The organism is Catenuloplanes japonicus, assembly GCF_000717135.1.
GTDB lineage: Bacteria > Actinomycetota > Actinomycetes > Mycobacteriales > Micromonosporaceae > Catenuloplanes > Catenuloplanes japonicus.
The window spans coordinates 79,133-104,860 of the sequence record NZ_JNXY01000035.1 but is presented as its reverse complement, the minus strand read 5'-3'; the positions used below and the strand labels follow the sequence as shown (position 1 = coordinate 104,860).

19 protein-coding genes and 1 pseudogene are annotated in these 25,728 nt (G+C 72.9%); 8 read left to right on the top strand and 12 right to left on the bottom strand.

Going from position 1 to position 25,728, the window contains the following annotated elements:
• The first annotated feature begins 39 nt into the window (after window positions 1–39).
• The gene (locus OP04_RS39705) at window positions 40–654 is read left to right on the top strand and encodes a hypothetical protein (protein WP_033345129.1); all 615 of its coding nucleotides are present in this window, start codon (window positions 40–42) and stop codon (window positions 652–654) included.
• Here OP04_RS39705 and OP04_RS39700 read toward each other — a convergent pair.
• Window positions 618–1,007 (bottom strand): universal stress protein, encoded by a 390-nt coding sequence (locus tag OP04_RS39700; protein WP_051799785.1) that lies wholly within the window; start codon window positions 1,005–1,007, stop codon window positions 618–620. The two genes, OP04_RS39705 and OP04_RS39700, sit on opposite strands and share 37 nt — an antisense overlap.
• A gap of 129 nt (window positions 1,008–1,136) precedes the next feature.
• Between OP04_RS39700 and OP04_RS39695 the strand changes: the two genes are divergently transcribed.
• The gene (locus OP04_RS39695; RefSeq protein ID WP_033345128.1) at window positions 1,137–2,276 is read left to right on the top strand and encodes a PP2C family protein-serine/threonine phosphatase; all 1,140 of its coding nucleotides are present in this window, start codon (window positions 1,137–1,139) and stop codon (window positions 2,274–2,276) included.
• A gap of 49 nt (window positions 2,277–2,325) precedes the next feature.
• On the top strand, window positions 2,326–2,817 hold the full coding sequence (locus OP04_RS39690; RefSeq protein WP_051799784.1) for a MarR family transcriptional regulator: 492 nt from the start codon (window positions 2,326–2,328) through the stop codon (window positions 2,815–2,817).
• Here the strand turns inward: OP04_RS39690 and OP04_RS39685 are convergent.
• The 5 genes from OP04_RS39685 to OP04_RS48775 all read right to left on the bottom strand — a co-directional run bounded on the left by OP04_RS39685 (window position 2,791) and on the right by OP04_RS48775 (window position 9,852).
• Window positions 2,791–3,657, bottom strand: a complete 867-nt coding sequence (locus tag OP04_RS39685; RefSeq protein ID WP_033345190.1) for an NAD-dependent epimerase/dehydratase family protein — start codon at window positions 3,655–3,657, stop codon at window positions 2,791–2,793. The two genes, OP04_RS39690 and OP04_RS39685, sit on opposite strands and share 27 nt — an antisense overlap.
• 11 nt (window positions 3,658–3,668) lie before the next feature.
• Window positions 3,669–5,027, bottom strand: coding sequence for a cytochrome P450 (locus OP04_RS39680; RefSeq protein WP_033345127.1), 1,359 nt, complete (start codon window positions 5,025–5,027; stop codon window positions 3,669–3,671).
• Window positions 5,028–5,172: 145 nt separating this feature from the next.
• Window positions 5,173–6,630 carry an AMP-binding protein gene (locus OP04_RS39675; protein WP_033345126.1) on the bottom strand — a complete coding sequence of 486 codons (1,458 nt, stop codon included), beginning with the start codon at window positions 6,628–6,630 and terminating at the stop codon, window positions 5,173–5,175.
• Window positions 6,630–7,634 (bottom strand): 3-oxoacyl-ACP synthase III family protein, encoded by a 1,005-nt coding sequence (locus OP04_RS39670; RefSeq protein WP_033345125.1) that lies wholly within the window; start codon window positions 7,632–7,634, stop codon window positions 6,630–6,632. The genes OP04_RS39675 and OP04_RS39670 overlap by 1 nt, the downstream gene beginning before the upstream one ends.
• A gap of 151 nt (window positions 7,635–7,785) precedes the next feature.
• Window positions 7,786–9,852 (bottom strand): amylo-alpha-1,6-glucosidase, encoded by a 2,067-nt coding sequence (locus tag OP04_RS48775; protein WP_063746828.1) that lies wholly within the window; start codon window positions 9,850–9,852, stop codon window positions 7,786–7,788.
• A gap of 360 nt (window positions 9,853–10,212) precedes the next feature.
• Between OP04_RS48775 and glgX the strand changes: the two genes are divergently transcribed.
• From glgX to treZ, 3 genes are read left to right on the top strand one after another with little or no spacing between them, the layout of a single operon-like run.
• Complete coding sequence (gene glgX, locus OP04_RS39655) at window positions 10,213–12,333, top strand: glycogen debranching protein GlgX (protein ID WP_033345124.1); 2,121 nt, start codon at window positions 10,213–10,215, stop codon at window positions 12,331–12,333.
• A 1-nt stretch (window position 12,334) separates the two neighbouring features.
• Entirely contained in the window at window positions 12,335–14,593 is a 2,259-nt protein-coding gene (treY, locus tag OP04_RS39650; RefSeq protein WP_033345123.1) for a malto-oligosyltrehalose synthase, read from the top strand.
• Between the two features lie 14 nt (window positions 14,594–14,607).
• Window positions 14,608–16,341, top strand: a complete 1,734-nt coding sequence (treZ, locus tag OP04_RS39645; protein WP_033345122.1) for a malto-oligosyltrehalose trehalohydrolase — start codon at window positions 14,608–14,610, stop codon at window positions 16,339–16,341.
• A 63-nt stretch (window positions 16,342–16,404) separates the two neighbouring features.
• Here treZ and OP04_RS50615 read toward each other — a convergent pair whose 3' ends face one another.
• Together OP04_RS50615 and OP04_RS39635 are read right to left on the bottom strand one after the other, a co-directional pair.
• The gene (locus tag OP04_RS50615; protein ID WP_051799783.1) at window positions 16,405–17,883 is read right to left on the bottom strand and encodes a hypothetical protein; all 1,479 of its coding nucleotides are present in this window, start codon (window positions 17,881–17,883) and stop codon (window positions 16,405–16,407) included.
• Window positions 17,884–18,008: 125 nt separating this feature from the next.
• Window positions 18,009–18,428 carry a hypothetical protein gene (locus OP04_RS39635; RefSeq protein WP_157240988.1) on the bottom strand — a complete coding sequence of 140 codons (420 nt, stop codon included), beginning with the start codon at window positions 18,426–18,428 and terminating at the stop codon, window positions 18,009–18,011.
• A gap of 157 nt (window positions 18,429–18,585) precedes the next feature.
• Here OP04_RS39635 and OP04_RS39630 point away from each other — a divergent pair, with 157 nt between their 5' ends.
• Together OP04_RS39630 and OP04_RS50610 are read left to right on the top strand one after the other, a co-directional pair.
• Window positions 18,586–19,542: a TIGR03885 family FMN-dependent LLM class oxidoreductase gene (locus tag OP04_RS39630; protein ID WP_033345120.1), complete on the top strand. Its 957-nt coding sequence runs from the start codon at window positions 18,586–18,588 to the stop codon at window positions 19,540–19,542.
• A gap of 171 nt (window positions 19,543–19,713) precedes the next feature.
• The gene (locus OP04_RS50610) at window positions 19,714–21,711 is read left to right on the top strand and encodes a serine/threonine-protein kinase (RefSeq protein WP_051799782.1); all 1,998 of its coding nucleotides are present in this window, start codon (window positions 19,714–19,716) and stop codon (window positions 21,709–21,711) included.
• A 16-nt stretch (window positions 21,712–21,727) separates the two neighbouring features.
• Here OP04_RS50610 and OP04_RS39620 read toward each other — a convergent pair whose 3' ends face one another.
• From OP04_RS39620 to OP04_RS39610, 4 genes and pseudogenes are all read right to left on the bottom strand, one after another.
• Window positions 21,728–22,762: a LacI family DNA-binding transcriptional regulator gene (locus OP04_RS39620; protein ID WP_033345119.1), complete on the bottom strand. Its 1,035-nt coding sequence runs from the start codon at window positions 22,760–22,762 to the stop codon at window positions 21,728–21,730.
• A 96-nt stretch (window positions 22,763–22,858) separates the two neighbouring features.
• Window positions 22,859–23,521, bottom strand: a complete 663-nt coding sequence (locus tag OP04_RS56080; RefSeq protein WP_232323913.1) for a DUF1996 domain-containing protein — start codon at window positions 23,519–23,521, stop codon at window positions 22,859–22,861.
• Between the two features lie 133 nt (window positions 23,522–23,654).
• Window positions 23,655–23,948 (bottom strand): annotated as a pseudogene (locus OP04_RS56075) (discoidin domain-containing protein); the annotation flags it as partial.
• 19 nt (window positions 23,949–23,967) lie between these two features.
• Window positions 23,968–25,521: a discoidin domain-containing protein gene (locus OP04_RS39610; protein ID WP_033345118.1), complete on the bottom strand. Its 1,554-nt coding sequence runs from the start codon at window positions 25,519–25,521 to the stop codon at window positions 23,968–23,970.
• Between the last annotated feature and the right edge of the window lie 207 nt (window positions 25,522–25,728).

Sequence of the window (25,728 nt, the reverse complement as noted above, 5' to 3'; positions counted from 1 at the left end):
CATGGACGGCGTGTGCGCGGACCACGGAAGGGTCGGACAATGCATCCACGGGCTATCGGACTCGCCATCGCCGGCGTGGCGACCGCGATCGCGCTCTCCGGTTGCAGCGTGCTCGGGCTGACCACGGAGAGCAGCACCACCGGCTCCTCCTCCGACGCGTCCGCGGGCGCGGGCGACGGCCAGTGGAGCACGCGCGTGCTCACCGGCACGCCGACCGCGAGCACCACGCCCGCCGGTGTCCCGCTCAGCCCCACGCCGACCAGCGTGCTCACCATCTCCGCGGACCCGGCCGCGTCGGTCAGCCCGGTCCCGCCGGAGTGCATCGGCAACCTGCGGCCGAACGTGATCAACGGGCTGACCGTCACGCCCGGCGCCGGGCAGGCGACCGTGACCTGGGTCAACGTGGGCGATCCGACGGTCATGTCGTACCGGCTGGCCGCGATCCCGCAGACGATCTACTACGGCGACCAGGCGCCGGCGGACTGGAAGGACGTGCCGGCCGGCGACGGCTGCACCACGATCACCCAGACCGTGACCGGGCTGAAGAAGGGCGAGCCGTACATCTTCTGGCTGGACGCGGTCGTCAACTCCTACGAGTACGGCGTGGGCCGCGACCTTCAGATCGCCCGCTCGACGCCGTTCATCGTGCTGTAAGGGCCGTGGTAGTGCCGCGGTACCCGCTGACCGGCACTGAGCACCAGCAGCGCCGCGTCCGAGGCCGCGTGCGCCAGCGCCGTCTCCGGCTCGCCCAGGACCAGCTCACGCACCACCGGCGGGCGCGACGGCAGGCCCGCCACCGCGGCGTCGATCGCATCCGCCTGTGCGCGCTGCAGCCGCTCCCGTTCGGCCGGCAACGTCCCGGCCGCCCGTGCCACGGCCCGCTCCCGGGCAGTCCAGGCGGTCACCACCCGGAGCGCGCCGTGCCGTCGAGCCGCCGTCCGTGCCGCCCACCGCAGCGCCGCCGCCGACTCCGGCGTGCCGTCGTAACCGATCGCGATCCGCTCCATGACAGCCTCCCGGGCTCGATTCCAGTCTTCCCGTACCCCCTGATGGGCCGACAGGGACTTTGGTCCTGAAACGTGCCTGGACCGGTGGCCGGACCGCTGGCAAGGTGGGGCAGGGGGAGGTGATGCCGGATGGCGGCGGACGACGATTTCGGGGCACGGCTCCGCGCCACCGCGCCCGACCTGCTCGTCGAGGCCGCGGCCGACCATCTCCGCGAGTGGCACGGCGTCGACGCGGCGGACGTGCTCTTCGCCGACTACCGCATCTCCGGGCTGTGGCCGCTGCTCGACGACCGCGACGACGACCCGCTCGGCGGCATCCTGCGCGACCGCGGCGCGTCCGCCCGCTGCTTCGCCGGTCAGCAGCCGGTGGTCGAGGGCCGCCGCGTGTTCCTGCCGCTCACCGCGTGGGGCGAGCGCGTCGGCGTGCTCGTGCTCGACGGCGACGGCCTCGACCTGGACCGCCTCGCCGAGACCGCGGACGAGCTGGCGGTCGCGCTGCGCGCCGCGGATCGGGACACCGACCGTTACCGCCGGGCCCGCCGCCGCGAACGGCTCACCATGGCCGCCGAGATGCAGTGGGACCTGCTGCCCGGCCGCAGCCTCAGTCATCCGCGCTTCGAGCTGGCCGGCCAGCTCGAGCCGGCGTACACGGTGGCCGGCGACCACTTCGACTGGGCCGTCACGGACGAGAAGCTCACGCTCACCGTCATGAACGGCAGCGGCACCGGGCTGGCCGCGTCCGCGCTGTCCGGGCTCGCGGTCAACGCGATGCGCAACGCACGCCGGTCCGCCGGTGACATCGTCGAGCAGGCCGAGCTGGCCTCCGACACCGTCTTCGCCCACTACGGCGGCGAGCGGCACGTGGCCACGCTGCTGCTGGAGGCGGACCTGGCCACCGGCAGGGTCGCCGCGGTCGACGCCGGGTCCCCGCACGCGTTCCGCATCCGGGGCGCGACGCTCTCGCCGATCACGCTCGACCAGCAGTTGCCGCTCGGCATGTTCGGCGAGGCGAGGTACTCCACCCAGGGCTTCCTGCTCGAGCCCGGTGACCGGCTCTTCATCGTCAGCGACGGCGTGCACGCGGCCACGCCCGGCTCCCGCGAGGCGTTCGGCCAGGCCGCGATGATCACCGCGATCCGGGCCACGAAACTCCAGCCGCCGGCCGAGGCGGTCGGCGCCGTGATGCGCGGCCTGCAGGACTACCACGAGGACACGGACCCGGACGACGACGCCGTGATCGTCTGCCTGGATTGGCACGGGGCGGACTGATCCGCGTTCATCGGGTTGAAGCTCCCGGCGCGGGGTATGCGCCTCGGTTATGAAGAGCGTGGGTGAATTGGCGGTCGCCGTCGAGGCGGTCGTGGGACCCTTGCTCGACGTGATCGACTCCGCCCGTCTGGACCCCCGGCTGCCGGTCTCGGCCACGCAGTTCCGGGTGCTCAGCGTGCTGTCCCGGCGCCCCGGGCTGACGCTCGGCGGGCTCGCCACGGCGCTGGACGTGGTGCCGTCCTCGGCCAGCCGCCTCTGCGACCGCCTCGCCGCGACCGGTCTGCTGACCCGGGCCCCCGACCCGCGCGACCGGCGCGAGGTGCACCTGACGCTCACCTCCGCCGCGGTCGAGCTGCTGGAGGAGCTCCGCCGGCGGCGCTGTCAGGCGATCGAGGTGGTGCTGGCCAGGATGCCGACCGGCTCCCGGCGGTCGCTGCTGCGCTCGCTGACCGCGTTCGCGGCCGCGTCCGAGGCGCTGGCGTCCGAGCTGGTCGAGGCCGAGATCATCACCCCCTCAGCGGACGGGCTCGGCGTCGCCTAGAAAATCGCCGAGCACGCGTTCCGGCGCCCAGCCCTGCGCGCGCGCCCGCCCGATGTCCAGCACCAGACCGTAGGCCAGCTGCTCCACGGCGTACCGCGTGATCTCCAGCCCCGGGACCAGCACGGCCGCCGCGAGCGCCGCGGCGATCGGCACCTGCCGGATCCGCACGCCCGGAAGAACCAGAGCGACAACCTCGTTCCGGGGGTACGGGTGTGCGTCCGCGATGTTGTAAGCGCCCGCCGGCCAGTCTCCGGCCCGGAGGCACGCGTCGGCGAGATTCTCCACCGCGGTGAGGCTCAGCAGCACGTCCGGCCCCGGCAACCGGATCACGCCCCGCCGGACCGCCCGCCGCAGCCGCGGCAGCAGATGCGGATCCCCGTGCCCGTAGACCGCCCGCGGCCGCAGCACCACGGCGCCGGCCTCCAGCGCGAGTCGTTCCCCGGCCGCCTTCGTCCGCCCGTAGGCGGTCCGCTGATCCGCCACCGGCGCGTCCTCGGTCACGGTCCCGCTCTTCGTCCGGTACACGCTCCCGCTGCTCACCCACACCACCGGCCGCCCGCCCGCGGCGTCGAGCAGCCGCTTCGTGCCGTCCACGTTGACGGCGCGGAACCGCTGCTCCTCGCGTTTGCCGGGCCCGGGGTCGCCGACGGCCGCGGCCAGGTGGATGACGAGATCCGCGCCGTCCAGGTCGGGCACGTCGGTGGCGGCATCCCACCGGACGTGCCGGCCGGCCGGTCCGGGACGCCGCCCGAGACAGACCAGGCCCGCGCCGCACCGGTCCACCGCCCGTGCCACGTAGCCGCCGCAGAAGCCGCTGCCCCCGGTCACCGCCACGCGCATCCCCGCCTCGATCACGAGCCTGCGCCGCCGGTCTGCCCGATCGTGGGTCTGATCCGCAGCGTGCGCCAGCCGGGGAGCGCGGCGGCGCGGTCCGGGCGGGCAGCGACCACGACCGGGCGGAACGGCGCCAGCGCGGCGAGCACGTCGCGGAGCTGCGCGCGGGCCAGGCCGGCGCCGGGGCAGGCGTGCGGACCGGTGCCGAAGACCAGCTGCGCCACGTGCGGCGGCGCGGGCGCGGCCGGATCCGGGTCGTCGCGGTGCGCGCCGGTCGCGTGCCGGGTGACCAGGACGAGCCGGTCCCCGTGCGCGACCGGGCAGCCGCCGACCGTGCCGTCCGCAGCGGCCGCCCGGGGCAGCAGCGGCGTCGGCACGATGACCCGCAGCAACTCCGTGACCAGCGCGTCCAGCCGCTCGCCACCGGTGGCCGCGTGATCCCAGAGCCCGTCGTCCGCACACCAGGCGACCGCCCGCGGAATCGCCGCGACCGTGGTGTTGATCGCGGCCACCGCCAGCATCGCCGCCAGCCCGGCCCCCATCTCGGGCCCGGTCTCTGTTGCGGGCCTGCCCCGCCGCCGGGCCTCGGAATGCGAGCCGGTCGTGCCCGGTAGCGGGGAGTTCGCCGTGCCCGGCGCGGCCTCCTGCCCAGCGGCGACAGCGGTGCTGGAGCCGGAGTCCGCGATGACCGGGCAGCCGGGTGCAGAAGGGGTGCTGGTGGCGGCCTCCTGCCCGGCTCTCCCGGTGACCGGGCAGCCTGCGGCCGGCCCGTCGAGCAGTGGTGCCGGGATGCGCGGCGCGGAGGCGAGCAGCGTGGTCAGGCGAGCCGCGGTGATCGCCGGGTCGTGGCCGCGGCGGTGCGGCAGGCGAGGGCCGGGCAGGTGCGCGCGGGCGGCCGCGGCGGCCGCGTCGCGAGCGGCCGTGGACAGCGCACGCGGGTCGGCCTCGATGCCGAGCAGCGCGGCCGCGGTGCTACCGGCCAGCTCCGCGGTCAGCGCGACCAGGTCGATCTCACCGCCCCGGCGCAGCGTGACGAGGTGGCGGTCCAGCACCGCCAGCCACACCGGCCGCAGCCGTTCCACGCCGGTGCTGCTCAACCGCGCCGCGAGATCGCGCCGGGTGGTGCGGTGGGCGGCACCCTCCTGGTCGAAGAGCAGGTCCGCGTCGGCCAGGTCGCGGGCGATGGCGCCGGTGGTGCCCTCCGCCTGCCGGTCCAGCGGCAGCCGCGTCATCGCCTCGATGAACTCGTCCGTGCCGTTGACCAGCAGCGTCCCGCCCAGCCGCGTTACCGGCCGCCTCCGCACGGCCGCGAGCAGGGCGAACAGCACCGGATGGCCGCTCAGATAGACCCGCCGGTCGCGGGTCCGCGCCCTCACCGCGCCACCAGGCCCGTGGAGGTGTGCGCGCCGGCCGCGGAGCGCGGGTGGAATCGGGCGGCCGCAGCCCGCCGACCGGCATGATCGGCCGTGTTGCGCCGACCGGCCCGCGGGGCCGCGGCGTGACTGCCGGGGCGAGCGGGCGTCATCGGACGGCTCGGGCGGCGAGGGCGGAGGCGGCGGCGCGGTCGGGTTTGCGGGAGCGGCCGGAGGTGGGGACGGGGGCGAAGACGAGGTGGTCGGGGCGGGCGTCGCCCATGCGGCGCAGCGGCGCGCGGAGGGCGGCGCGGACCCCGGCCTCGGAGGCGCCGGGCGAGAGCTCGATGACCGCGGCCACGGTCTCGTCGTTGTCGTGGGCGGGGATGCCGACCAGCAGTGCCAGTGCGACGCCGGGAACGTGGAGCGACGGTTCGTACAGGCCGGGGTAGATGTTCTCGGCGGCGCGCAGGATCATGTCCTTGGCGCGGCCGGAGAGCACCAGGTGCGGGGTCTCCAGGCGGGCGATGTCGCCGGTGGAGACCCACTCGTGCGGCGGCGCGCCCAGATAGCGGTCGCACATCTGCGGCGCGCGCAGCTCCAGCACGCCGCCCGCGTCGAGGCGGGCGGAGACGCCGGGCAGCGGTGCGCCGAGCAGGTCACCGTCGCCGTCGTAGGCGATCTTGGCGCGGGATTCGACCGCGGCGGCCGGGAAGACCTCGGTGAGGGCGTAGACGCCCCACGCCTCGTCGGCGCCCGCGTCGCGGACCCGGGAGAGCAGCGCGGCCGACACCGGCGCGGAGCCGCTGTAGACGCGCCCGGTGAACCGGGTGCCCGCGTCCAGCGCGGCCCGCAGCTCCGGCGGCGTGAGATAGGTGGCCTGCGGGCGCAGGTGGGCGAGCTGCCGGGCGAGCGTGCGCGGGTTCCCGGCCGGCATGGCGACCGGCGCGCCCGCCACCAGCGCGGGCGCGAGCACGAAGAACGTGCCGCCCGCGACCGGCGACCCCGCGTCCGGGCGGACCAGCTCGGTGACCGCCTGCATGCCGGCGTCCAGGCTGGCCCGGCTGTGCACGACCGCGCGCGGGCTGCTCGTGGTGCCGGACGTGAACACGATGACCGCGTCGCCGTCGCCCTCGAAGATCGGTGGCGGCGGGCCGGACGGGACGGTCAGCGCGGGCGCGCTGCCGGGCCAGCGGCGGCCGAGCGTGGCGACCGGGGCCAGGTCGCCGAGCGGCGGGAGTGCGAGGTGGACGCGGCGGGCCAGCGGCGCGGCCCAGGAGGCGAGCGCCTGGGCGGCGCCGTCCGCGACGACCAGCGCGGGCTCGGCGAGCCGGAGCCGGGCGAGTAGCACGTCCGGCCCGGCCTGCGGGTCGAGGACGGCGGTACGCAGGCCGAGCCGGTGTGCGGCCAGCATCAGCGCGAGCGCGGCCGGTCCCGGGATCGCGGCGACGCCGAGCGTGTCGCCGGCGCGCAGGCCGCGGTGGTGGAGCGCACGGGCGTACCCCTCGGTGAGGTCGTGCAGTTGTCCGCGCGTGGCGCGGAGACGGGCCCGGCCGGTGCGCGTGCTGCCGAGGACGGCCGGGCGGTCGGTGTCGCGGGCGAGCGTGACGCGGAGCCGGTCCAGCATCAGGCCTTCTCCCAGACCATGGTCATCATGCTGACGCCGCCGCCGAGGCCGACCAGTAGTACCCGGTCGCCGCTGCGCAGATCGGGGAAGATCCGGGTGAGCTGGACGCCGAGGCTGGCGCTGGCCAGGTTGCCGAGCGTGGGCAGCGTGGGGACCAGCTTCTCCGGCGGCACGCCGGTGATCTCGGTGAACCGCTCCAGGTACGGCACGGTGACCTGGTGGACGAGCACGTGCCGGTAGTCGTCCCAGCTCAGCCCGGTGCGGACGCCGACCCGCTCGATGATGCCGGCGCCGACCTTCTCGAAGACCGCGCGCAGGGTGTGGCCCTCGCCGCTGAAGTAGGTGTGCTCGTCGCCGCGCGGGTGCCGGGAGCCGCCGCCGGCGATGCCGCCGACCTCCCAGTGCTCCGAGTGCGTCTCCGTGTCGATGTCCAGGATGCCGCCGCGGGAGACCTCCTCCAGCAGCACGGCCGCGCCGCCGTCGCCGAACGTGTATCCGGCGAACGCGTCCCGGGCCTGCCGCATGTCGGTGAGCGTGCGGCGCATCGCGCGGGTGGGCGTCTCGCCGGTGACGACCAGCACGCGCCCGGCCCGCCCCGCGATGATCATGGACCGGGCCAGGTCGATGCCGTTGATGAAGCTGTTGCAGGCGTTCGTCACGTCCAGCGCGTGCGCCTGCGAGCCCAGCGCGGCCTGCACGATGTGCGCGGTGGCCGGCTCCACCATGTCGCGGCTGGCGGACGCGAAGAGCAGCAGGTCGACGTCGAGCGGGTCGAGCCCGGCGCTGTCCAGCGCGCGCCGGGCGGCCGCGACCGCGAGCGTGGACGCGTACTCGTCGTCGCGGGCCATCCGGCGCCGCTGCACGCCGGTGAGCTGCTCGAACATGCCGTCCGGCAGGCGGAGTCCGCTGTCCGCGGCCACCCGGCGCTGAAGCTCCGCGGTCTCCACCTCGTTGTCCGGCAGCGCCGAGGCCGCCGCGGTGATGCCCACCCGAGTCATGATCATGCGCCGTAGCCTCTCGCAGCCCCGCCCCTCCCGGTATGAGTAGGCGAACTCAAAATAGGGAGTTCAGCACGGGCGAGTGGATACGCGATAGACAGGAACGGACAGTTCGAGGCGCCGTACCGGTCCGGACGACGCCCCGAGAACCCGCAGCTCAGAGACGGTGACGAATCCGGTTCAGCTCGGCGACGGAGCGGGCGGAGAACGGGCAGCCGGTCGCCGCGTGCGGTGCGTCGCCCTCGGCGGTCTCGCTGACCGAGCCGACACCCCACTCGCTCAGGTGCGACTCGAGGCCGGTGAGCACGCCGTCCGTGGGCAGGCCGGCCGCGATGCACGCGTCCAGGTAGGGACCCACGAGCCAGGGCCAGACCACACCCTGGTGGTACGCAGCGTCGCGCACGATCCGGTTGCCCCGGTGCGTGCCCATGTAGCCGAACTCGCCCGGCGCCAGCGACCGCACGCCCAGCGGCGTGAGCAGCGCGGACCCGGTGGCGCGAACCGCCCGCGGCGCGGCCTCGCCCCGCAGCGGCCCGTGCGGCAGGCTGAACGCGAGCAGCTGGTTCGGCCGGAGGCTGGAGTCGTCGTGGTGCGTGCCGCCACCGAGCGGGTAGAGCGCCGGGGGTGCGTCCACCACGTCGTAGAGCCAGCCGTCCGGCGCGACGAAGCGCCGCTGGAACGAGGTCTGCGCGGTCTCGTGCGCCTTCGTCAGGTCCGCGTTCTCCCGGCCGGCGGCGCGCAGCAGGCTGAGCAGCCCGGCCAGCGCGTTGACCCAGAGCGCGTTGACCTCGACCGGCTTGCCGGTGCGCGGCGTGACCGCAACGCCGTTGAGCCGCGCGTTCATCCAGGTCAGCGCGTTGCGGTCGGAGTCGTGGCGGAGCAGGCCGTCCGCGTCGCTGACCAGCAGCACCGGCGCCTGCCGGGCCTGGCGGGACGTCGGCGTGATCGGCGTGAGCGCCTGGGTGGGCGTCTGGAGCATCGCGGCCAGCGCGGACTTCGCGACCTCGGGCTTCTCCTCCCGGGGCGCCGGACGGGTGGCCGGGCCCATGCCGACGTGCCGCAGCAGCAGCGCGGTCAGCGGGTCGGCCAGCTCCGCGGCGAGGTCGGTGTCGCCGGTGCGGGTCACGTGCCGTTCGACCGCGTGGACCAGCCACAACGGCCCGTCCACCGGGTCGTGCAGCAGCCCGGCGTCGGCGGCCTCGACCGCGGCGGCGACGCGCGCCTGGAGCAGCGCCGCACCCTCGGAGGCGCGGCCGGTGTCGAGGAACAGCCCCTCGTACGCGGTCATGGTGTCGCCGAGGTACGCGTTGAACCACGGGTAACCGGACACCACGTCGGGCCCGTTGGCGGTGTCGACGATGAACGAGTCCGCGGCCAGCGCCAGCGAGGCGGCGATCGCGTCGCCCGGGTCAGCGCCGGTGACCAGCTTGTGCGCGCGGTCGCGGGCGGCCGCGACGATCGTGGAGGCCGGCGGCGGGCGCTCGCCCAGGTCACCGGCCCAGGCGGACACCTCCAGCGCCTGGCCGATGTCCAGCGTGGCGGTGAAGGACCCGGCGTGCCAGAGGTCCTCGACCGGGTTGAGGCCCCGCTCGGCCTCGGCGCGGGTGAACGCGTCCAGGTGCCAGGCGCCGCCGGCGGTCCAGCCGGGGCCGGCCAACCGGTACGCCTCCTCGACCACGGCGCCGTCGGACACGTTCGCCACGGACAGCGGCGGGCCGTCGGCGCGGCGCTCGCCGTGCGCGTCGCGCCAGGTGCACATCGCGGCCAGTTGCAGCTTGACCGGGCCGGGCGCGGAGATCAGCCGGTGCACGACACCGAGCGACGACTGGCCGTGCGCCATCGCCAGCTCGCGCTCCAGCACCACGTCGCCGACCCGCCAGCGCCAGCGCGGCAGGCCGTCGAGCAGCTCGAACAGCTCCAGGTGCGCGTGCCCGGTGGGGGCTATCGCGCCGGAGGCCCACTCATGCGTGTAGAGCTGCACCTTCGCGCCGGACGGCAGCGTGAGCGTGGCGTCCAGCGAGGCGAGCGCGACGTGGCGTTCGGTGAGCGCGGAGTCGGCGATCGCGAGGAGCGCGTGGTACCGCCGGGTGCGCAGGCCGGAGACCGTGCCCATCGCGTACCCGCCGACACCGTCGGGCACCAGCCATTCGCGGGACGCGCCCGCACCCTCCGACAGGGAGGCGCAGACCTGGGGACCGAAGATCAGCGGTGCGTTCAACAGCACGAGCCCTCTGTGATCGAAAGAATCCTGACAAGATGCTCCGAGGGCCTCACCAATGGTGAAGTCCCTGGAAAAGCAGGCGATGCGCTCGACGTTAGCAGCTTCCAGTCAAGATTTTGGGTCCGGCCGGTGACGAAATTCAGCGGTACGGCAGGCGAAATCCGCGCTCGTCGGAGCAGTGGACACGTGGGGGATTAGCGCGGTGACTCTCGGGGCATATGCGCCTCGCCCTTCGCGCGTCCGTACGGGCGGGCGGAGAGTACGGGTGTCCGGGATCACCGTCGCGTGGCGTCGCGATGGTATGGGTCCGGTCCGGCGAGGATTGGGACGCGGACGTCCGCGACGTTGAGGGGGAGCTTTCATATGCAGACCTGGCCAGGACGGCGTTATCCCCTGGGTGCCACGTACGACGGCACCGGCACCAACTTCGCGATCTTCTCGGAGGTCGCGGAGTCCGTGGAGCTGTGCCTGTTCGACGAGTGGGACATCGGCGCGGAGCAGCGCATCGAACTGACGGAGGTGGACGCGTTCGTCTGGCACGCCTACCTGCCGGGCGTACAGCCGGGCCAGCGGTACGGCTACCGCGTCTACGGCCCGTACGACCCGTCCGGCAGCGGCGCCCGCTGCAACCCGCACAAGCTGCTGCTCGACCCGTACGCGAAGGCGGTCGACGGCGACGTGCAGTGGCACCCGGCGCTCTACGGGTACCAGATGGACGATCCGAGCCGGATGTCGGAGATCAACTCGGCGCCGTACATGCCCAAGGGCGTGGTGGTGAACCCGTACTTCGACTGGGGCAACGACCGCCCGCCGCGCACGCCGTACCACCACTCGGTGATCTACGAGGCGCACGTGAAGGGCTTGACGAAGCAGCACCCGGAGATCCCGCAGGAGCTGCGCGGCACCTACGCGGGCATCGCGCACCCGGCCATGATCGAGTACCTGCTCAAGCTCGGCATCACCGCGATCGAGCTGATGCCGGTGCACCAGTTCGTCCACGATCACCGGCTCAACGACCTGGGACTGCGCAACTACTGGGGCTACAACACGATCAGCTTCTTCGCGCCGTACCACGGATATTCGGCCCTCGGTTATCTCGGCCAGCAGGTGCAGGAGTTCCGCGGCATGGTCAAGGCGCTGCACTCCGCGGGCATCGAGGTGATCCTCGACGTGGTCTACAACCACACGGCCGAGGGCAACCACCTGGGCCCGACCATGTCGATGAAGGGCGTGGACAACGCGGCCTACTACCGGCTCTCCGAGGAGGACCGGCAGTACTACGTCGACTTCACCGGCACCGGCAACAGCATGAACATGCGCGGGCCGCAGACGCTCCAGCTGATCATGGACTCGCTGCGCTACTGGGTGCAGGAGATGCACGTGGACGGCTTCCGCTTCGACCTCGCGGCCACGCTGGCCCGTGAGTTCTACGAGGTGGACCGGCTCTCCACGTTCTTCGAGGTGGTGCAGCAGGACCCGATAATCAGCCAGGTCAAGCTGATCGCGGAGCCGTGGGACGTGGGACCGGGCGGCTACCAGGTGGGCAACTTCCCGCCGGTCTGGACGGAGTGGAACGGCAAGTTCCGGGACACCGCGCGCGACTTCTGGCGCGGCGAGCCGGCCACGATCGCGGAGTTCGCGTCCCGGCTCTCCGGCTCGGCCGATCTGTACCAGGACGACGGCCGGCGCCCGTTCCACAGCATCAACTTCGTGACCTGCCACGACGGGTTCACGCTGAACGACCTGGTCTCGTACAACGACAAGCACAACGAGGCGAACGCGGAGGACAACCGGGACGGCGAGAGCCACAACCGGTCGTGGAACTCCGGCGTGGAGGGCCCGACGGACGACCCGGCCGTGCTGGAGATCCGGGCGCGGCAGCGGCGCAACTTCATGGCCACGCTGATGCTGTCCCAGGGCGTGCCGATGATCGGGCACGGCGACGAGCTGGGCCGCACCCAGCACGGCAACAACAACGCCTACTGCCAGGACAGCGAGATCGCCTGGATCGACTGGGAGAACGTCGACGAGCAGATGCTCGACTTCACCCGTACCCTCGTGGCTTTTCGCAAGAAGCACCAGGTCTTCCGCCGCCGCCGGTTCTTCACCGGCCTGCCGGTCGGCGGCCGCGGCAGCAACGAGGCGCTGCCGGACCTGGCCTGGTTCACGCCGGACGGGCGCGAGATGAACGACGGCGACTGGGGCAACGACTTCGGCCGCGCGGTCGCGCTGTTCGTCAACGGCGACGGGATCAAGGAGCGCGGCCAGTACGGGCAGCGGCACCACGACCAGTCGTTCCTGCTCTGTTTCAACGCGCACGACGCGCCCCTGGAATTCACGCTTCCGCCGACCGAGTACGGGCAGAAGTGGGAGAAGGTCATAGAGACCGCCGAGCCGTCGCCCGACAGTCCCGTCGTCGCCGAGGCCGGCGGCACGTTCTGGGTCCCGGATCGTTCAATCGTCGTGCTGGACAGGACGGTGTGACATGGGAACGCCCGCTTCCACGTACCGGGTGCAGGTGCGCCCCGGATTCGATCTCCACGCCACCGCCGACCTAGCCGGTTACCTCGCCGATCTCGGGGTCAGTCACTGCTACACCGCGCCGCTGCTGACCGCGGTGCCGGGCTCGTCGCACGGGTACGACGTCGCCGACCACACCAAGGTCAACCCGGAGCTGGGCGGCGAGGAGGGCCGGCAGCGGCTCGTCGCCGCGCTGCGCGAGGCCGGCCTCGGCCTGGTCGTCGACATCGTGCCGAACCACGCCGGCATCGCGGACCCGCCCAGCAACCCCGCCTGGTGGGACGTGCTCAAGCACGGCCGCGACTCCGCGTACGCCACCTGGTTCGACATCGACTGGACGCGCGGCCGGCTGCTGGTCCCGGTGCTCGGCGACGCGGACGCGGTGAACGACCTGGAGTTCAAGGACGGCGACCTGCACTACTTCGCGCACCGGTTCCCGGTCGCGCCCGGCACCGGCGAGGGCACGCCGCAGGAGATCCACGACCGGCAGCACTACGAGCTGGTGGACTGGCGGCGCGGCGACACGGAGCTGAACTACCGGCGGTTCTTCTCGATCACCACGCTGGCCGGCCTGCGCGTCGAGGAGCCGGCCGTCTTCGAGGCCACCCACGCGGAGATCCTGCGGTGGTACGCGGCCGGCGAGCTGGACGGCATCCGCGTCGACCACCCGGACGGCCTGCGCGACCCCGGCGACTACCTGCGGCGGCTGCACCGCGCCGCACCGGACGCGTGGATCGTGGTGGAGAAGATCCTGGAGACCGGCGAGCAGCTGCCGGACTGGCCGGTCGCGGGCACCACCGGGTACGACGCGATGCGCGAGGTCTGCGGCCTGTTCATCGACCCGGCCGCCGGGCCCGCGTTCACCGCGCTCGACCACCACCTGACCGGCAGGCGGACCTCCTGGGCCGAGCTGACCCACGGCACCAAGTACGCGGCCGCGACCCGCCTGCTGGCCGCGGAGCTGAACCGGCTGTCGAAGCTGGCCGGCGAGGTGACCGGCGCGAAACAGGGGCTGGCGGAGCTGGCCGCGGACTTCCCGGTCTACCGCTCCTACCTGCCGGACGGTGCCCGCCACCTGGCCAAGGCGCGATCCGAGGCCGGCCGCCGCCGTCCCGGCATGGGCCGCGGGCTGGACGCGCTCACCGCGCGGCTGCGCAACCCGGTGGACGAGCTGGCCGTGCGGTTCCAGCAGTTCACCGGCGCGGTGATGGCGAAGGGCGTGGAGGACACCGCCTACTACCGGTGGACGCGATTCGTCGCGCTCAACGAGGTCGGCGGCGACCCGGACCGGTTCGGCGTGCGACCGGCCGAGTTCCACACGGCCTGTGCGGCCCGCGCACCGGAGGGCATGACCGCGCTCTCCACCCACGACACCAAGCGCTCCGAGGACGTACGGGCGAGGCTGGCCGTGCTCTCCGAGGCGCCGCACGAGTGGGCGTCGCGGGTGAAGCGCTGGACCGAGGTCTCCGGGTTCGGCGATCCGTCGACCGCGCACCTGCTGTGGCAGTCCGCGGTCGGCGCGTGGCCGATCGAACGTGAGCGGTTGAAGGCCTATATGGAAAAGGCCGCGCGCGAAGCTGGAACTTCCACGAGTTGGACCGCGCCGAACACCGAATTCGAACAGGCGCTGTCGACGCTGGTCGATCGCGTGTATGACGATTCGGAGTTGTGTGCCGAGATCGCCGAGTTCGCGGAATCGATCACATTCTCCGGATGGGTCAACTCGCTCGGCCAGAAACTCGTGCAACTGGCAATGCCCGGGATTCCCGACGTGTACCAGGGCACCGAGCTGTGGGAACACTCGCTGGTCGATCCGGACAACCGGCGCCCGGTCGACTTCGCGGCCCGGCGTGAGCTGCTGGCCCGCATCGACGGCGGCGAACTGCCCGGCATCGACCACTCCGGAGCCGCAAAAATGCTGGTCACCAGCCGTACGTTGCGTGCCCGCCGGGACCGGCCGGAGTTGTTCACCGGCTACACGCCGCTGGAGATCGAGGGGCCGGCCGCGGCGCACGCGATCGCGTTCGACCGGGGCGGCGCATGCGTCGTGGCGACAAGGCTCCCGATGGGACTCTCACGTCAAGGCGGCTGGAGTGAAACATCGCTGAAACTTCCGGACCGTGAATACATCGATTCGTTCACGGGACGCGACTACAGTGGGGCTCGGCTGTCGCTTGCCGAGGTGCTCGACACATATCCCGTCGCACTATTGATTAGGCGCTGAGGGCTGTTGATTCAATGACGAATTTTGCTGTGTGGGCGCCCGGCTCCCACGTCCGGCTCAGTCTTCCCGGCGGTGACGTGCGGGAGATGAAGAAGGCCGAGGACGGCTGGTGGCGTGCGGACGTCCCCGAGGCCGGTCCCGGCACCGACTACACGTTCCTGCTCGACGACTCCGCGCAGGAGTTGCCCGACCCGCGCTCGGCCTGGCAGCCGGACGGCGTGCACGGCCCGAGCCGGGTCTACGACCACGCTGCCTTCTCCTGGTCGGACACGTCCTGGACCGGCCGGCAGCTGCCCGGCAGCGTGCTCTACGAGCTGCACGTCGGCACGTTCACACCCGAGGGCACGTTCGACGCCGCGATCGGCCGCCTCGATCACCTGGTCGACCTGGGCGTCGACATCATCGAGCTGTTGCCGGTCGCCGCGTTCAACGGCGTGCACAACTGGGGGTACGACGGCGTCTGCTGGTTCGCCCCGCAGGAGAGCTACGGCGGTCCCGACGGCCTGAAGCGGCTGGTCGACGCCGCCCACGCGCGCGGCCTGGGGGTGGTCCTCGACGTCGTCTACAACCATTTCGGCCCGTCCGGGGCCTATGCGCCGATGTTCGCGCCGTATCTGCTGGAGGGCACCCAGACCCCGTGGGGCAGCTCCGTCAACATCGACGGGCCCGGCTCCGACGAGGTCCGGCGCTACATCATCGACAGCGCGGTCATGTGGCTGCGCGACTACCACGTGGACGGGCTCCGGCTCGACGCGGTGCACGCGCTGGCCGACCGCGGCGCCGTCCACCTGCTGGAGGAGATGGCCGCGGAGGTGGAGGCGCTCTCCACGCACCTCGGCCGGCCGCTCACGCTGGTCGCGGAGTCCGACCTCAACGACCCGCGCCTGATCACGCCGCGCGAGGCCGGGGGTTACGGCCTGCACGCCCAGTGGGACGACGACGTGCACCACGCGCTGCACACGCTGCTCACCGGCGAGCGCCAGGGCTACTACGCGGACTTCGGCTCGCTGGACTGCCTGGCCGCGGTGCTGACCGGCGCGTTCTACCACGCGGGCACGTTCTCCAGCTTCCGGCAGCGGCGGCACGGGCGGCCGATCGACCGGACGGCCGTGCCCGGTCACCGCTTCGTGGCGTACCTGCAGAATCACGACCAGATCGGCAACCGCGCGATCGGCGACCGGCTCTCCAGCACGCTCTCCCCGGGCCTGCTGAAGGTCGGGGCCACGCTGCTGCTCACGTCGCCGTACACGCCGATGCTCTTCATGGGTGAGGAGTGGGCGGCCACCGCGCCCTGGCAATATTTCACCAGCCACCCCGAGCCGGAGCTGGCGCTCGCGGTGCAGAACGGGCGGCGGCGCGAGTTCGCCGGCCACGGCTGGGCGGAGAACGACGTGCCCGACCCGCAGGACCCGGAGACGTTCCAGCGCTCCAAGCTCGACTGGGCCGAGCCGGAGAAGCCCGCGCACCGCGAGATGCTCGACGTCTACCGCACGCTGATCGCGCTGCGGAAGTCCCGGGCCGACCTGTCCGAGCCGCGGCTGGACCGGGTGCAGGTGTGGCACGGCAACCAGTTCGTGGTGATGCGCCGCGGTGACTGCGTGGTCGCGGCGAACCTGGCGCCGGTCGCGCAGCGGATCAGCCTGCGCGCGGTGCCGCGCGGCGTGCTGCTGGCCACCGAGCCGGGCACGATCCTCACGCGCGACGTGGCTGAGCTGCCGCCGGAGAGCGCGGTCGTCGTCTCACTCTGACTCCCTCATGACGACAGAACGGCCGCGTGGAGATCTCCACGCGGCCGTTCTGTCGTCAAAGCCCTACCGGGACGCCATCACCGGGATGGTCGTGCTGGTCGGATCGTCGTCGTCGTTCTCCGGCGTGGGCTTGCCGTCCTTCTTGCCCACGACCGCCACCACGCGCGGCTTGACCGACGCGCGCCCGGCGACCACCGCGCCCGGTGCGGTCACCGCGGCCCGCGCCGAGACGGTCGGCGCCTCGGCGTCGTCCGTGGCCCGCGGCGACGGGATCGCGCGCAGCGGCACCCGTGCGATGCCCATCACCGGCAGCGCGGCCGGGTTGAGCGCGGCCGAGTCCTCCGGGGAGGCGTCCTCGGTGCGCGACGCGGCCGCCTCTATCTCGGCCTGCGCGGCCGCGACGACCGCGCTCGCCTCGATCTGCCACTCGTCCGCGGCGTCGGCCGCGGACGGCACGGCCGGGATGGCGACCGTGGCCTCGATGTCCTCGGTGACCGCCACGACCTCGGTAACCGCCACGGCCTCGGCGGCCTCCGCCTTCGCGGTGAGCGCGGTGAGATCCGTGGTGGCCTCGATGTCCTCGGCCGGGAGCGCGACCGCGGCCGGCTCGGGCAGGACCACGCGGGTGACGCGCCGGACCGGGGCAGGCTTGGTGCGGCGGGACAGCCGGACCGCGCCGACCTTGGCCAGCACCGCGGCGACGCCCGTCGGCGCGGCGGCCTCGGCCTCGGCCAGCGTGACCGTCAGCTCGGCCTCGCCGGCCTCCTGCGCCAGGCTGGTCTTCGCGGCGGACGCGGTCGCGGCCAGGTCCCACGCGCGGCGCTCGATGCGGGTCGCCTCCTGGTACGCCGCGTTCAGCCGCTCCTGCGCCAGGCGCAGCAGCGACCGCTCGTGCTCCAGTGGGGACACGCGCGGCGACCACTCGCCCTCGAACGTGAGCACGACGCTGAGCTGGTCGTAGCGGATCTCTCCACGGTGGAAGGCCCGGGTCGCGGCCCGCCGCAGGTGCGCGCGGCGCTCCTCCAGCTCGGACCGGTCCAGCTCCGTCGTGGACTCCTCGATCTGCTCCACGCTGGACGCGAACGCGGACGCCCGGTTCAGCCGCTCGGCCGCGTCGGTGGCGATCTGCAGCGCGCGCCAGGCGGACTGCTGGATGCGCTCGGCCGCCTCCCACTCGGTGCGGGACCGGGCCGCGGTCTGCTCCGCGTGCATCGCGGCGGTGGCGACCTCGGCCGCGTACCGCCGCATCTCGTCGAGCGTGGGCTCGTGCCGCTCGGACGGGAGCGGCTTGGAGATGACCGCGCCCGTGGTGGTGCCGACCCGGGCCGCGGTGGCCCGCGCGACACGCAGCCGCCGGCGGTAGCGCCGGCGGTGCCGCCGGTACTCGCGTAGCTCCGCCACCGCCTCGCGGTCACGGTTGAGCAGGGAAAGGCCCGCGAGCGCGAGCATGGCGAAGGCGAAGAAGGCCAGCCAGCTCAGCGTGGCCGTACGACTGAGCTGAAGGATCTCGTCGAGGTTGGCCTGCTGAATGAAGCCGTCCATGTCATGAACCTCATCGGTGAGGAAAGCCGGTTTTGCCGGGGAGGGCAGGTGGCATCACCGTAGGACGGCGACGCGATCATGTGAGAGTGCAGCTGCGGTCACAAAAGGTGACCGATGAGAGAAATTCAGGCGTGTCTCAGCGGAGGGGCCCGGTCGCCACGAGGCCCGGACGGGGCACTGCGGGCGAGGGGGCGACGACACTCCGGAAGCGTGGCCAGCAGGAACGCCGCGACCGCGAGCAGCGGGAGCGTGCCCGGCAGTGCGGGTTGCCGGTCACCGGCGGCCGGCGCCTGCACGACGTCGACGGCGGAGCCTGCCGGAGTGATCCCGGACCTGTCGGCTCCGGCCGGCACCAGATCGATGCCTCCGGCCGAGGTGGCGGAGACGATCCGGGTGGCCGGCGGTGCATCCGAGGTGGTGGATGTCCACCCGCCGGTGAAGGCGAGCACGAAGAGCGCGAACGCCCCGGCCAGACGCAGCGTCCGTCGACTCACCCAGGTGAGGCCCACCTGTGGGAGCCGGAGGGAGCTGAACGCGAGTGGCACGGATCTACGGTACCGCCGCTCGCGGCCTCTCGCAGAGTTCGTGACCGCCGGGGTGACGACCAGCACGTCCGCGTGTCGTCCTTGGTGCCCCGTTTGCCCTCTGATATTGCACTTATCGGAAAGAATGATCAAAAACCCTCGTGGGTACGGGGAGAGCGTGACTCTCTACGGAATCCACAACTCGCACGAGCAGATCGGGCCCGCGGCCCTTCTCGACGCCGTCACCAGGGCCGAGTCCGCCGGTTTCGCGGCCGCCATGTCCTCCGACCACTTCTCGCCGTGGAGCACCCGGCAGGGCGAGTCCGCGTTCGCCTGGTCCTGGCTGGGTGCGGCCATGCAGGCCACCTCGCTGCCGTTCGGCATCGTCAACGCGCCCGGCCAGCGCTACCACCCGGCGATCATCGCGCAGGCGATCGGCACGCTGGGCGCGATGTTCCCCGGCCGGTTCTGGGCCGCGCTCGGCACCGGCGAGGCCAGCAACGAGCACATCACCGGCGACCCGTGGCCGCGCAAGGACGTCCGCACCGCGCGGCTGCGCGAGTGCGTGGACGTGATCCGCGCGCTGCTGGCCGGCGAGGAGGTCAGCCACGACGGCCTGGTGACGGTCGACCGGGCCCGGCTGTGGACGCGGCCCGCGATCACGCCGAAGCTGGTCGGCGCCGCGGTGAGCGTGGAGACCGCGCGCTGGTGCGCGGAGTGGGCGGACGGCCTGATCACCGTGAACGCACCGCACGAGCACCTGCGCCGCATGATCGACGCGTACCGGGAGGCGGGCGGCCGGGGCGCGCTGCACCTCCAGGTGCACCTGAGCTGGGACCCCTCGCGGGAGAAGGCGGAGGCGATCGCGCTGGACCAGTGGCGCAGCAATGTGTTCGCGCCGCCGGTCTGCTGGGACCTGGACACCGCGGAGGCGTTCGACGTGGTCTCCGAGAGGGTCGGCATCGACCAGGTCCGCGAGTCCGTGCACATCTCCGCCGACCTGGGCGAGCATCGGGACCTGCTGCGCGGCTACGCGGAGCTCGGCTTCGAGGAGATCTACCTGCACCACGTCGGCCAGGATCTGGGCGAATTCATCGACACGTTCGGGTCCGAGGTGCTGCCGCAGCTCGCTTAGTCATTTTTACGACCATTTATTGACGGGCAATTCACCGTTACGGGCACCTTTTGGCGATATGCCGGATGTGTCGGTTGCGTGAGACTTTCCCACGGGTTAGGAATACCGGGCGCAACGACGCGACTCCACTCCGCGTCTCTCCCGATCCTCCCCGTACGAAGGAGCCCGCCGATGCGCCCCTCAGAGCCTTCTGTCGATGCCCCGGCCACCGACCCGGCCGGGGCGCCGCCGCCCCGGCAGATCGGTGGCGCCTACGCGCTGCAGGAGGAGATCGGCGGCGGCGCCACCGGCACGGTCTGGCGCGCGCTCGAGTCCTCCACCGGCGAGCAGGTCGCGATCAAGCTGCTCCGCGACGACCTGGCCACCGAGCCGAAGACCGTCATGCGGTTCGTCCAGGAGCGGGCCATCCTGCGCATGCTCCGCCACCCGCACATCGTGCCGGTCCGCGAGCTGCTCACCGTGGGCCCGTCGCTCGGCCTGGTGATGGACCTGATCCCGGGCGGCAGCCTCCGCCGCAGGCTGCGCCAGGCCGGCACGCTGGCGCCCGCCGAGGCCGCGGTGATCCTCGGCCAGACCGCGGCCGCGCTCAGCCACGCCCACCGCCGCGGCGTCGTGCACCGGGACCTCAAACCGGACAACATCCTGCTCACCGCGCCGGGCGAGGCCGACCCCACGGTACGGCTCACCGACTTCGGCGTGGCCCGCGTGCTGGACAGCCCGCGGCTCACCACCACCGGCGCGGTCATCGGCACGCCCAGCTACCTCGCGCCCGAGGTCATCTCCGGCGGGCGGCCCACGCCGGCCGCGGACGTCTACGCGCTCGGCGTGGTGCTGTTCGAGCTGCTGCTGGGGCGGCCGCCGTTCTCCGGCATCACGCCCTACGCCGCGCTCAACGGCTTCTCGCAGACCCGGCCGGACGGGGTGCCGCCGGAGGCCTGGGAGATCATCGAGACCTGCCTGGTGGCGGACCCGCTGCGGCGGCCGACCGCGGCCGAGCTGATCGACCGCTTCCGGCTGCTGGCCGAGACGACCGAGGGCGTACCGGCCCGCGACGCGCTGCACGCGCCGCTCACCGGCGACCTGCTCCCGGTCCCGGTCGCCATCCCGGCCCAGGCGGCCGCGCCGGGCTCAGCCGGCCTGCCCGGCATGTCCCGCGCGGCGGACGCGGTCCTGCCCGCGGCGGACGTGGACGCGGTCTCGGCCTGGGCGGCCTCCGAGGCGGCGGCCTCCGAGGGGGCGGCGGCCTCCGAGGTGGCGGCGGCCGGAGGCGTCGCGGCGGCAGGGTCTGCTCCCGGTGCCGCCGCGTCCGGTGCCGTTCCTGGCAGCGCAGGCGACAGCGGACCGGGCGGCAGCACGGCCGAGCCCGTCACCAAGGCCGCCGCACCCGGCATCGACGGCACCGGAAAACCCCTCCGCACCCGGCGCCAGCGACGCCGTACCTCCGCCGAGGAGGCCGTCGCCGCCCGTCGCCGCGTGCTCACCCCGATCGCCGCCGTGGCCGCGCTCGGGGTCCTGGCCGGTGCCGCCACGCTCGCGGTCCGGCACGGCATGACCGGCGGTGACCACCGCACCGCTTCCGCCGCCCCGTCCGGCGTCCACACGCCCACGCCCACCGCCGGACCCGGCCGGACCGGGCCGCCCGCGGTCCACGCGCCCCTGCCGCACGCCTCGGGCTCCGCGGCCCCGGGAACGCCGACGCCCACCGGCGCGCCCGCGAGCGTCCCGGGCCGGCCGGTGGCCAGGACCACCGCCGCGCCCGCGGCTGTCCCGGCCGCCACGCCGGAGACCGTGACCTACACGTGGGGCCCGTCCCGGTGCGACTCCGTGATGCAGTGGGCGACGAGCCGGCCCGCCGTGATCCAGACCTGCTACGCGATCGGGCCCGCGGTGCGGCTCAGCGGCGTCATCTCCGCGCTGCCCGGCTCGTCCGTGGACGTGACGCTGCACCTGGTGGAGGAGTCGTCCGGCCGTACCGTGGCGGGTCCCTACGACTGCCCGACCATGACGTTCACCAGGGACGAGATCCAGCACTCCTGCGGCGGGTTCGACGCGGCCGTGCCGCGCGGCCGCCGCTACGCCGTGGTCCAGACCTGGCGCACCGCCTCGGACCGCCCCGGCCCGCTGGCCCCGGGCACGGCCCGCTCCCGGTACTTCACCGTCCCGGGCTGAGACCGTGCCCGGCTGATCAGGCGGACTCGCGGATCACCAGCGTGGGCTGGAAGATGACGGAACGCGGCAGCCGGGCCGGGTCGTCGATCGTGGCCAGCAGCAGGCGGGCCATCTCGGCGGACATCTCCTCGACCGGCTGGCGGACCGTGGTCAGCCGCGGCCGGCAGGCGATGGCCGCGCTGCTGTCGTCGAAGCCGACCACCGCGATGTCGTCCGGCACCCGCCGCCCCAGCTCGTGCAGCGCGGCCAGCGCACCCTCGGCCATCACGTCGCTGGCCACGAAGAGCCCGTCCAGGTCCGGGTGCGCGTCCAGCAGCGCCCGCGTGACGCGCTCGGCCTGCGCGCGGGTGAAGTCGCCCTCCGCGAACGGCGCGTCCGGCCCGGCCGCGGTCAGGAAGCCGTCGTGCCGATCGTGCCCGGCCTGCGTGTCCAGCGGGCCGCTCACCGTGCCGATCCGGGTCCGCCCGAGCGCGCGCAGGTGCGCGACCGCGAGGTGGGCGCCGGCCCGCTGGTCCACGTCCGTGTGGCTGAGCGGCACCGGATAGCCCGGCCGCGCGGACATCACCGTGGGAATGCCGAGGTCGGACAGCTGCCGCGGGATCGGGTCCTCGCTGTGGCTGGAGATCAGCAGCACGCCGTCCACGTGGCCCTGCCGCAGGTAGCGGACGACCAGGTGATGCGCGGGCGGGTCGGCCGGGATGATCACCAGGTGGATGCCGCTGGGCCGGAGCACCTCCTGCGCGCCCGCGGTGACGCGCCCGAAGAACGGGTCGGTGAAGACGCGGTTCAGGAACGGCGCCTCGTACTCCCGGTCCGGCTCGGAGATGACCAGCGCGATCGAGTTCGTACTGCGGGTGACGAGCGAGCGTGCGGCCAGGTTCGGCACGTAGCCGATCTCGGCGATCGCGCGCTCCACCGCGGCCCGGATGCGCGCGTCGACCGTGGGCACCGCATTGATCACGCGGGAGACCGTGGCCCGGGAGACGCCGGCGGCCTCGGCGACCGCCTCAAGTGTGGGAGGGCGGGAATCGCGCGACGGCCGGGAGGACATGTTCGTCTTTATACACCGGCCGGGCACTCCCCTCCGTACCCTCGAAGGCCTTTCAAAAGATCTTCCGAGGGTACGGAGGGGAGCGCGATCATCCGTTCAGGGACGACCGTTCGCCCCGCACTTGATGATGGGACGGATGCAGTCGTTGACGCGCCGGGCCATCTCCTCGACCGGCCAGGCGTTGAAGAAGTCGCCGTGCATCGTGAAGCCACCGCCGGACGCCAGCCGCAGCCGCGCCGGGTCACCGCTGACCGGGTACCGCAGCACCTGCCGCAGCTTCGGCACCGGCACCGGGTGGGTCGACGGGCAGGCCTGGTTCACCGGGTACGCCATGTGCGACTTGTGGTCGGCGGAGTCCAGGTCGCGCCCGTTCCAGCACTGCGGGAAGTCCAGGTAGGACTCCAGCATCGTGCCGGCCGGGCAGTTCACGAAGTCGTGCGACGAGCCGACCTGCCCCGCGTGCAGACAGGACCAGCGGGAGATCGTGTTGTCGTTCGGCCCGGTTGCCTTCGCGTTGCCGGCCACGATCCGCAGGCCCTGCGGGATCGGCTGGGTGGTGGCGATGATGTCGTCCCGCACGCCCTCGCCCAGGTAGTAGAACGTGACGATGGTCGGCTCGACCGGGTTGTTGTCCTGGTAGAGCGTCGGCACCCAGTACGAGCTGGTGTCCTCGCGCGGGTTGCAGGTGGTCTGCGAGTTGAGCAGGTCGGCCAGGTTCGTCATCGCGTTCGTGACGGTGGCGCCGAAGAAGCTGTGCATGTGCGACGCGCCGGGCAGCCCGGGGAAGATGATCGGGTCGTCCGGGAGCCGGTGCGTGTACGGGCAGTCGGCCAGCGTTCGTGGCGGTGTGGATCGTGGTCCAGGTGTTGCCGTCCGCGCTGGTCTGGATCTGGAACGCGCGGGCGTACGCCGCCTCCCAGTTCAGCGCGACCCTGGTGATCGTGGCGGACGCGCCGAGGTCGACGCGCAGCCACTGCGGGTCGGCCGCGGCGGACGACCAGCGCGTGCCGCCGTTGCCGTCCACGGCCGAGCTCGCCGGGAACGTGGCCGACTCCGTGGACGAGGCCGCGGCCGTGCGCCCCTGGGAGATCAGCGCCTCGGCCGCGCTCGCGGTGGCGGCGGAGACGACCAGGTACGTGCTCAGCAGGCCCAGCAGCGCGACCCCGAGCGTGATCAGGCGTTTCATCTTCATGTGCGTTCCTCCTTTACTGGTAGACGCGGACGTAGTCGACGTACATCCGGGACGGGAACGGCGTGGTGGCGTCCACCGGGCCGGGGAAGTCACCGCCGACCGCGAGGTTGAGGATCAGGTAGAACTGGTGGTCGAAGACCCAGGGCCCGCGCGTGGACTCCACCGTGGCCTTGTCGGCCGTGAAGACCAGCCGGCCGTCCAGGAAGAAGCGGATGCCCTTGCTGTCCCACTCCGCGGCCCAGACGTGGAAGTCCTGCGAGAGATCCACGGTGGCGTACTTCTGGCCGTAGCCGGCCGCGCCGTTGTAGGCGGGCGCGTGCAGCGTGGAGTACGCCTCGCTGGTGTTCCGGCCGAGCACCTCCATGATGTCGATCTCGCCGTTGTACGGCCACGGACGGCCCTCCAGGAAGTCCGCGCCCATCATCCAGAACGCCGGCCAGAGCCCGTTGCCCTTCGGCACCTTGACGCGCGCCTCGACCCGGCCGTACTGGACGTGGAATTTGTTGCTGGTGTTCATCCGGTGCGACGTGTAGTCCCGCCCGCCCGCGGTCTGCCGCCGGGCCTCCAGCACCAGCGCGCCGTTGCCGTCCAGCGAGGCGTTGTCGTTGTTCGTGTAGTACTGGACCTCGTTGTTCTGCCCGGTGCCCGGGTCGATGGTCCATTTCGCCGCGTCGGGCTTCCCGCCGGCCGCGCCGTTGAACTCGTCGCTCCAGACCAGCCGCGTCGCCGGGAACACCGGGTCCGCGGGCTGTGCCGGGGGCGGCGTCGGGTTGCCGCCGGTGCCGTAGACCTGGAACTCGTAGAGCGAGTAGCCGTAGCCGTTCGACCGCGCGGTGCCGTACATCCGCACGTAACGGCCGGTGCCGCTCACGGTCAGCGTCTCCTTGAAGCCGCGCCCCGCCGTGGTCGAGTAGATGCTGGTCCAGGCGTTGCCGTCGTTCGACACCTGGATCTGGTACGCGGTGGCGTACGCCGGGTCCCACTGCAGCACCACGCGCTGGATCTGCGCGGTGGCGCCCAGGTCGACCGCGATCCAGCCCGGGTCCACCCAGCCGTTCACGTTGCTGGTCGCCCAGCGGCTGGCCGGATCAGAGTCGAAGGCCTTGTCCGGCGTGCACTCCCAGCAGGCGCCGTCGCTCTGGCTGGTGGACGCGGTGCCCGGCTTCTTGTAGGACAGCAGCCCGGCCGTGGCGGGCGGGGTGCCGTCGCCGTTCGTGGCGGTGTGGATCGTGGTCCAGGTGTTGCCGTCCGCGCTGGTCTGGATCTGGAACGCGCGGGCGTACGCCGCCTCCCAGTTCAGCGCGACCCGGCTGACCGAGGTGGACGCGCCGAGGTCGACGCGCAGCCACTGTGGATCGGCGGCCGCGGAGGACCAGCGGGTGCCGCCGTCGCCGTCCACGGCCGCGCTCGCCGGGAACGCGGTGGCCGACTCGGTGGAGGAGGCGGTGACCGGGCGGCCCTGGGACAGCAACGTCTCGGCGGCCTGGGCCGTGCCGGCGGTGACGACGAGATAGGCACCGAGCAGGACGACGGCCGCTCCCGCGCTGCGCCATCGGGGTGGGGACATGGGGGCTCCTCGGGGTGGGTGCGGATCTAGAGAGCGCTCTCCCTCGCGGCGTGTCGGTGGGGTTACGAAGCCGTGTCAGGAGAGCGCTCTCTAAGCCAGTACTGTGACGCCGTTCACCGGTTTGTGTCAATAGTGCGGCGTCAATCCCGGGGAGCGCTCTCCGAGATGATCTCGGCGGACATTGCTCACGACGCCGCGCCGATCATC

Coding starts and splice junctions, on each gene's coding strand:
- OP04_RS39705 (WP_033345129.1), top strand. CDS start 40: ATGCATCCACGGGCTATCGGACTCGCCATCGCCGGCGTGGCGACCGCG.
- OP04_RS39700 (WP_051799785.1), bottom strand. CDS start 1,007: ATGGAGCGGATCGCGATCGGTTACGACGGCACGCCGGAGTCGGCGGCG.
- OP04_RS39695 (WP_033345128.1), top strand. CDS start 1,137: ATGGCGGCGGACGACGATTTCGGGGCACGGCTCCGCGCCACCGCGCCC.
- OP04_RS39690 (WP_051799784.1), top strand. CDS start 2,326: ATGAAGAGCGTGGGTGAATTGGCGGTCGCCGTCGAGGCGGTCGTGGGA.
- OP04_RS39685 (WP_033345190.1), bottom strand. CDS start 3,657: ATGCGCGTGGCGGTGACCGGGGGCAGCGGCTTCTGCGGCGGCTACGTG.
- OP04_RS39675 (WP_033345126.1), bottom strand. CDS start 6,630: ATGCTGGACCGGCTCCGCGTCACGCTCGCCCGCGACACCGACCGCCCG.
- OP04_RS39670 (WP_033345125.1), bottom strand. CDS start 7,634: ATGATCATGACTCGGGTGGGCATCACCGCGGCGGCCTCGGCGCTGCCG.
- glgX (WP_033345124.1), top strand. CDS start 10,213: ATGCAGACCTGGCCAGGACGGCGTTATCCCCTGGGTGCCACGTACGAC.
- treY (WP_033345123.1), top strand. CDS start 12,335: ATGGGAACGCCCGCTTCCACGTACCGGGTGCAGGTGCGCCCCGGATTC.
- treZ (WP_033345122.1), top strand. CDS start 14,608: ATGACGAATTTTGCTGTGTGGGCGCCCGGCTCCCACGTCCGGCTCAGT.
- OP04_RS50615 (WP_051799783.1), bottom strand. CDS start 17,883: ATGGACGGCTTCATTCAGCAGGCCAACCTCGACGAGATCCTTCAGCTC.
- OP04_RS50610 (WP_051799782.1), top strand. CDS start 19,714: ATGCGCCCCTCAGAGCCTTCTGTCGATGCCCCGGCCACCGACCCGGCC.
- OP04_RS39620 (WP_033345119.1), bottom strand. CDS start 22,762: ATGTCCTCCCGGCCGTCGCGCGATTCCCGCCCTCCCACACTTGAGGCG.
- OP04_RS56080 (WP_232323913.1), bottom strand. CDS start 23,521: ATGCACAGCTTCTTCGGCGCCACCGTCACGAACGCGATGACGAACCTG.
- OP04_RS39610 (WP_033345118.1), bottom strand. CDS start 25,521: ATGTCCCCACCCCGATGGCGCAGCGCGGGAGCGGCCGTCGTCCTGCTC.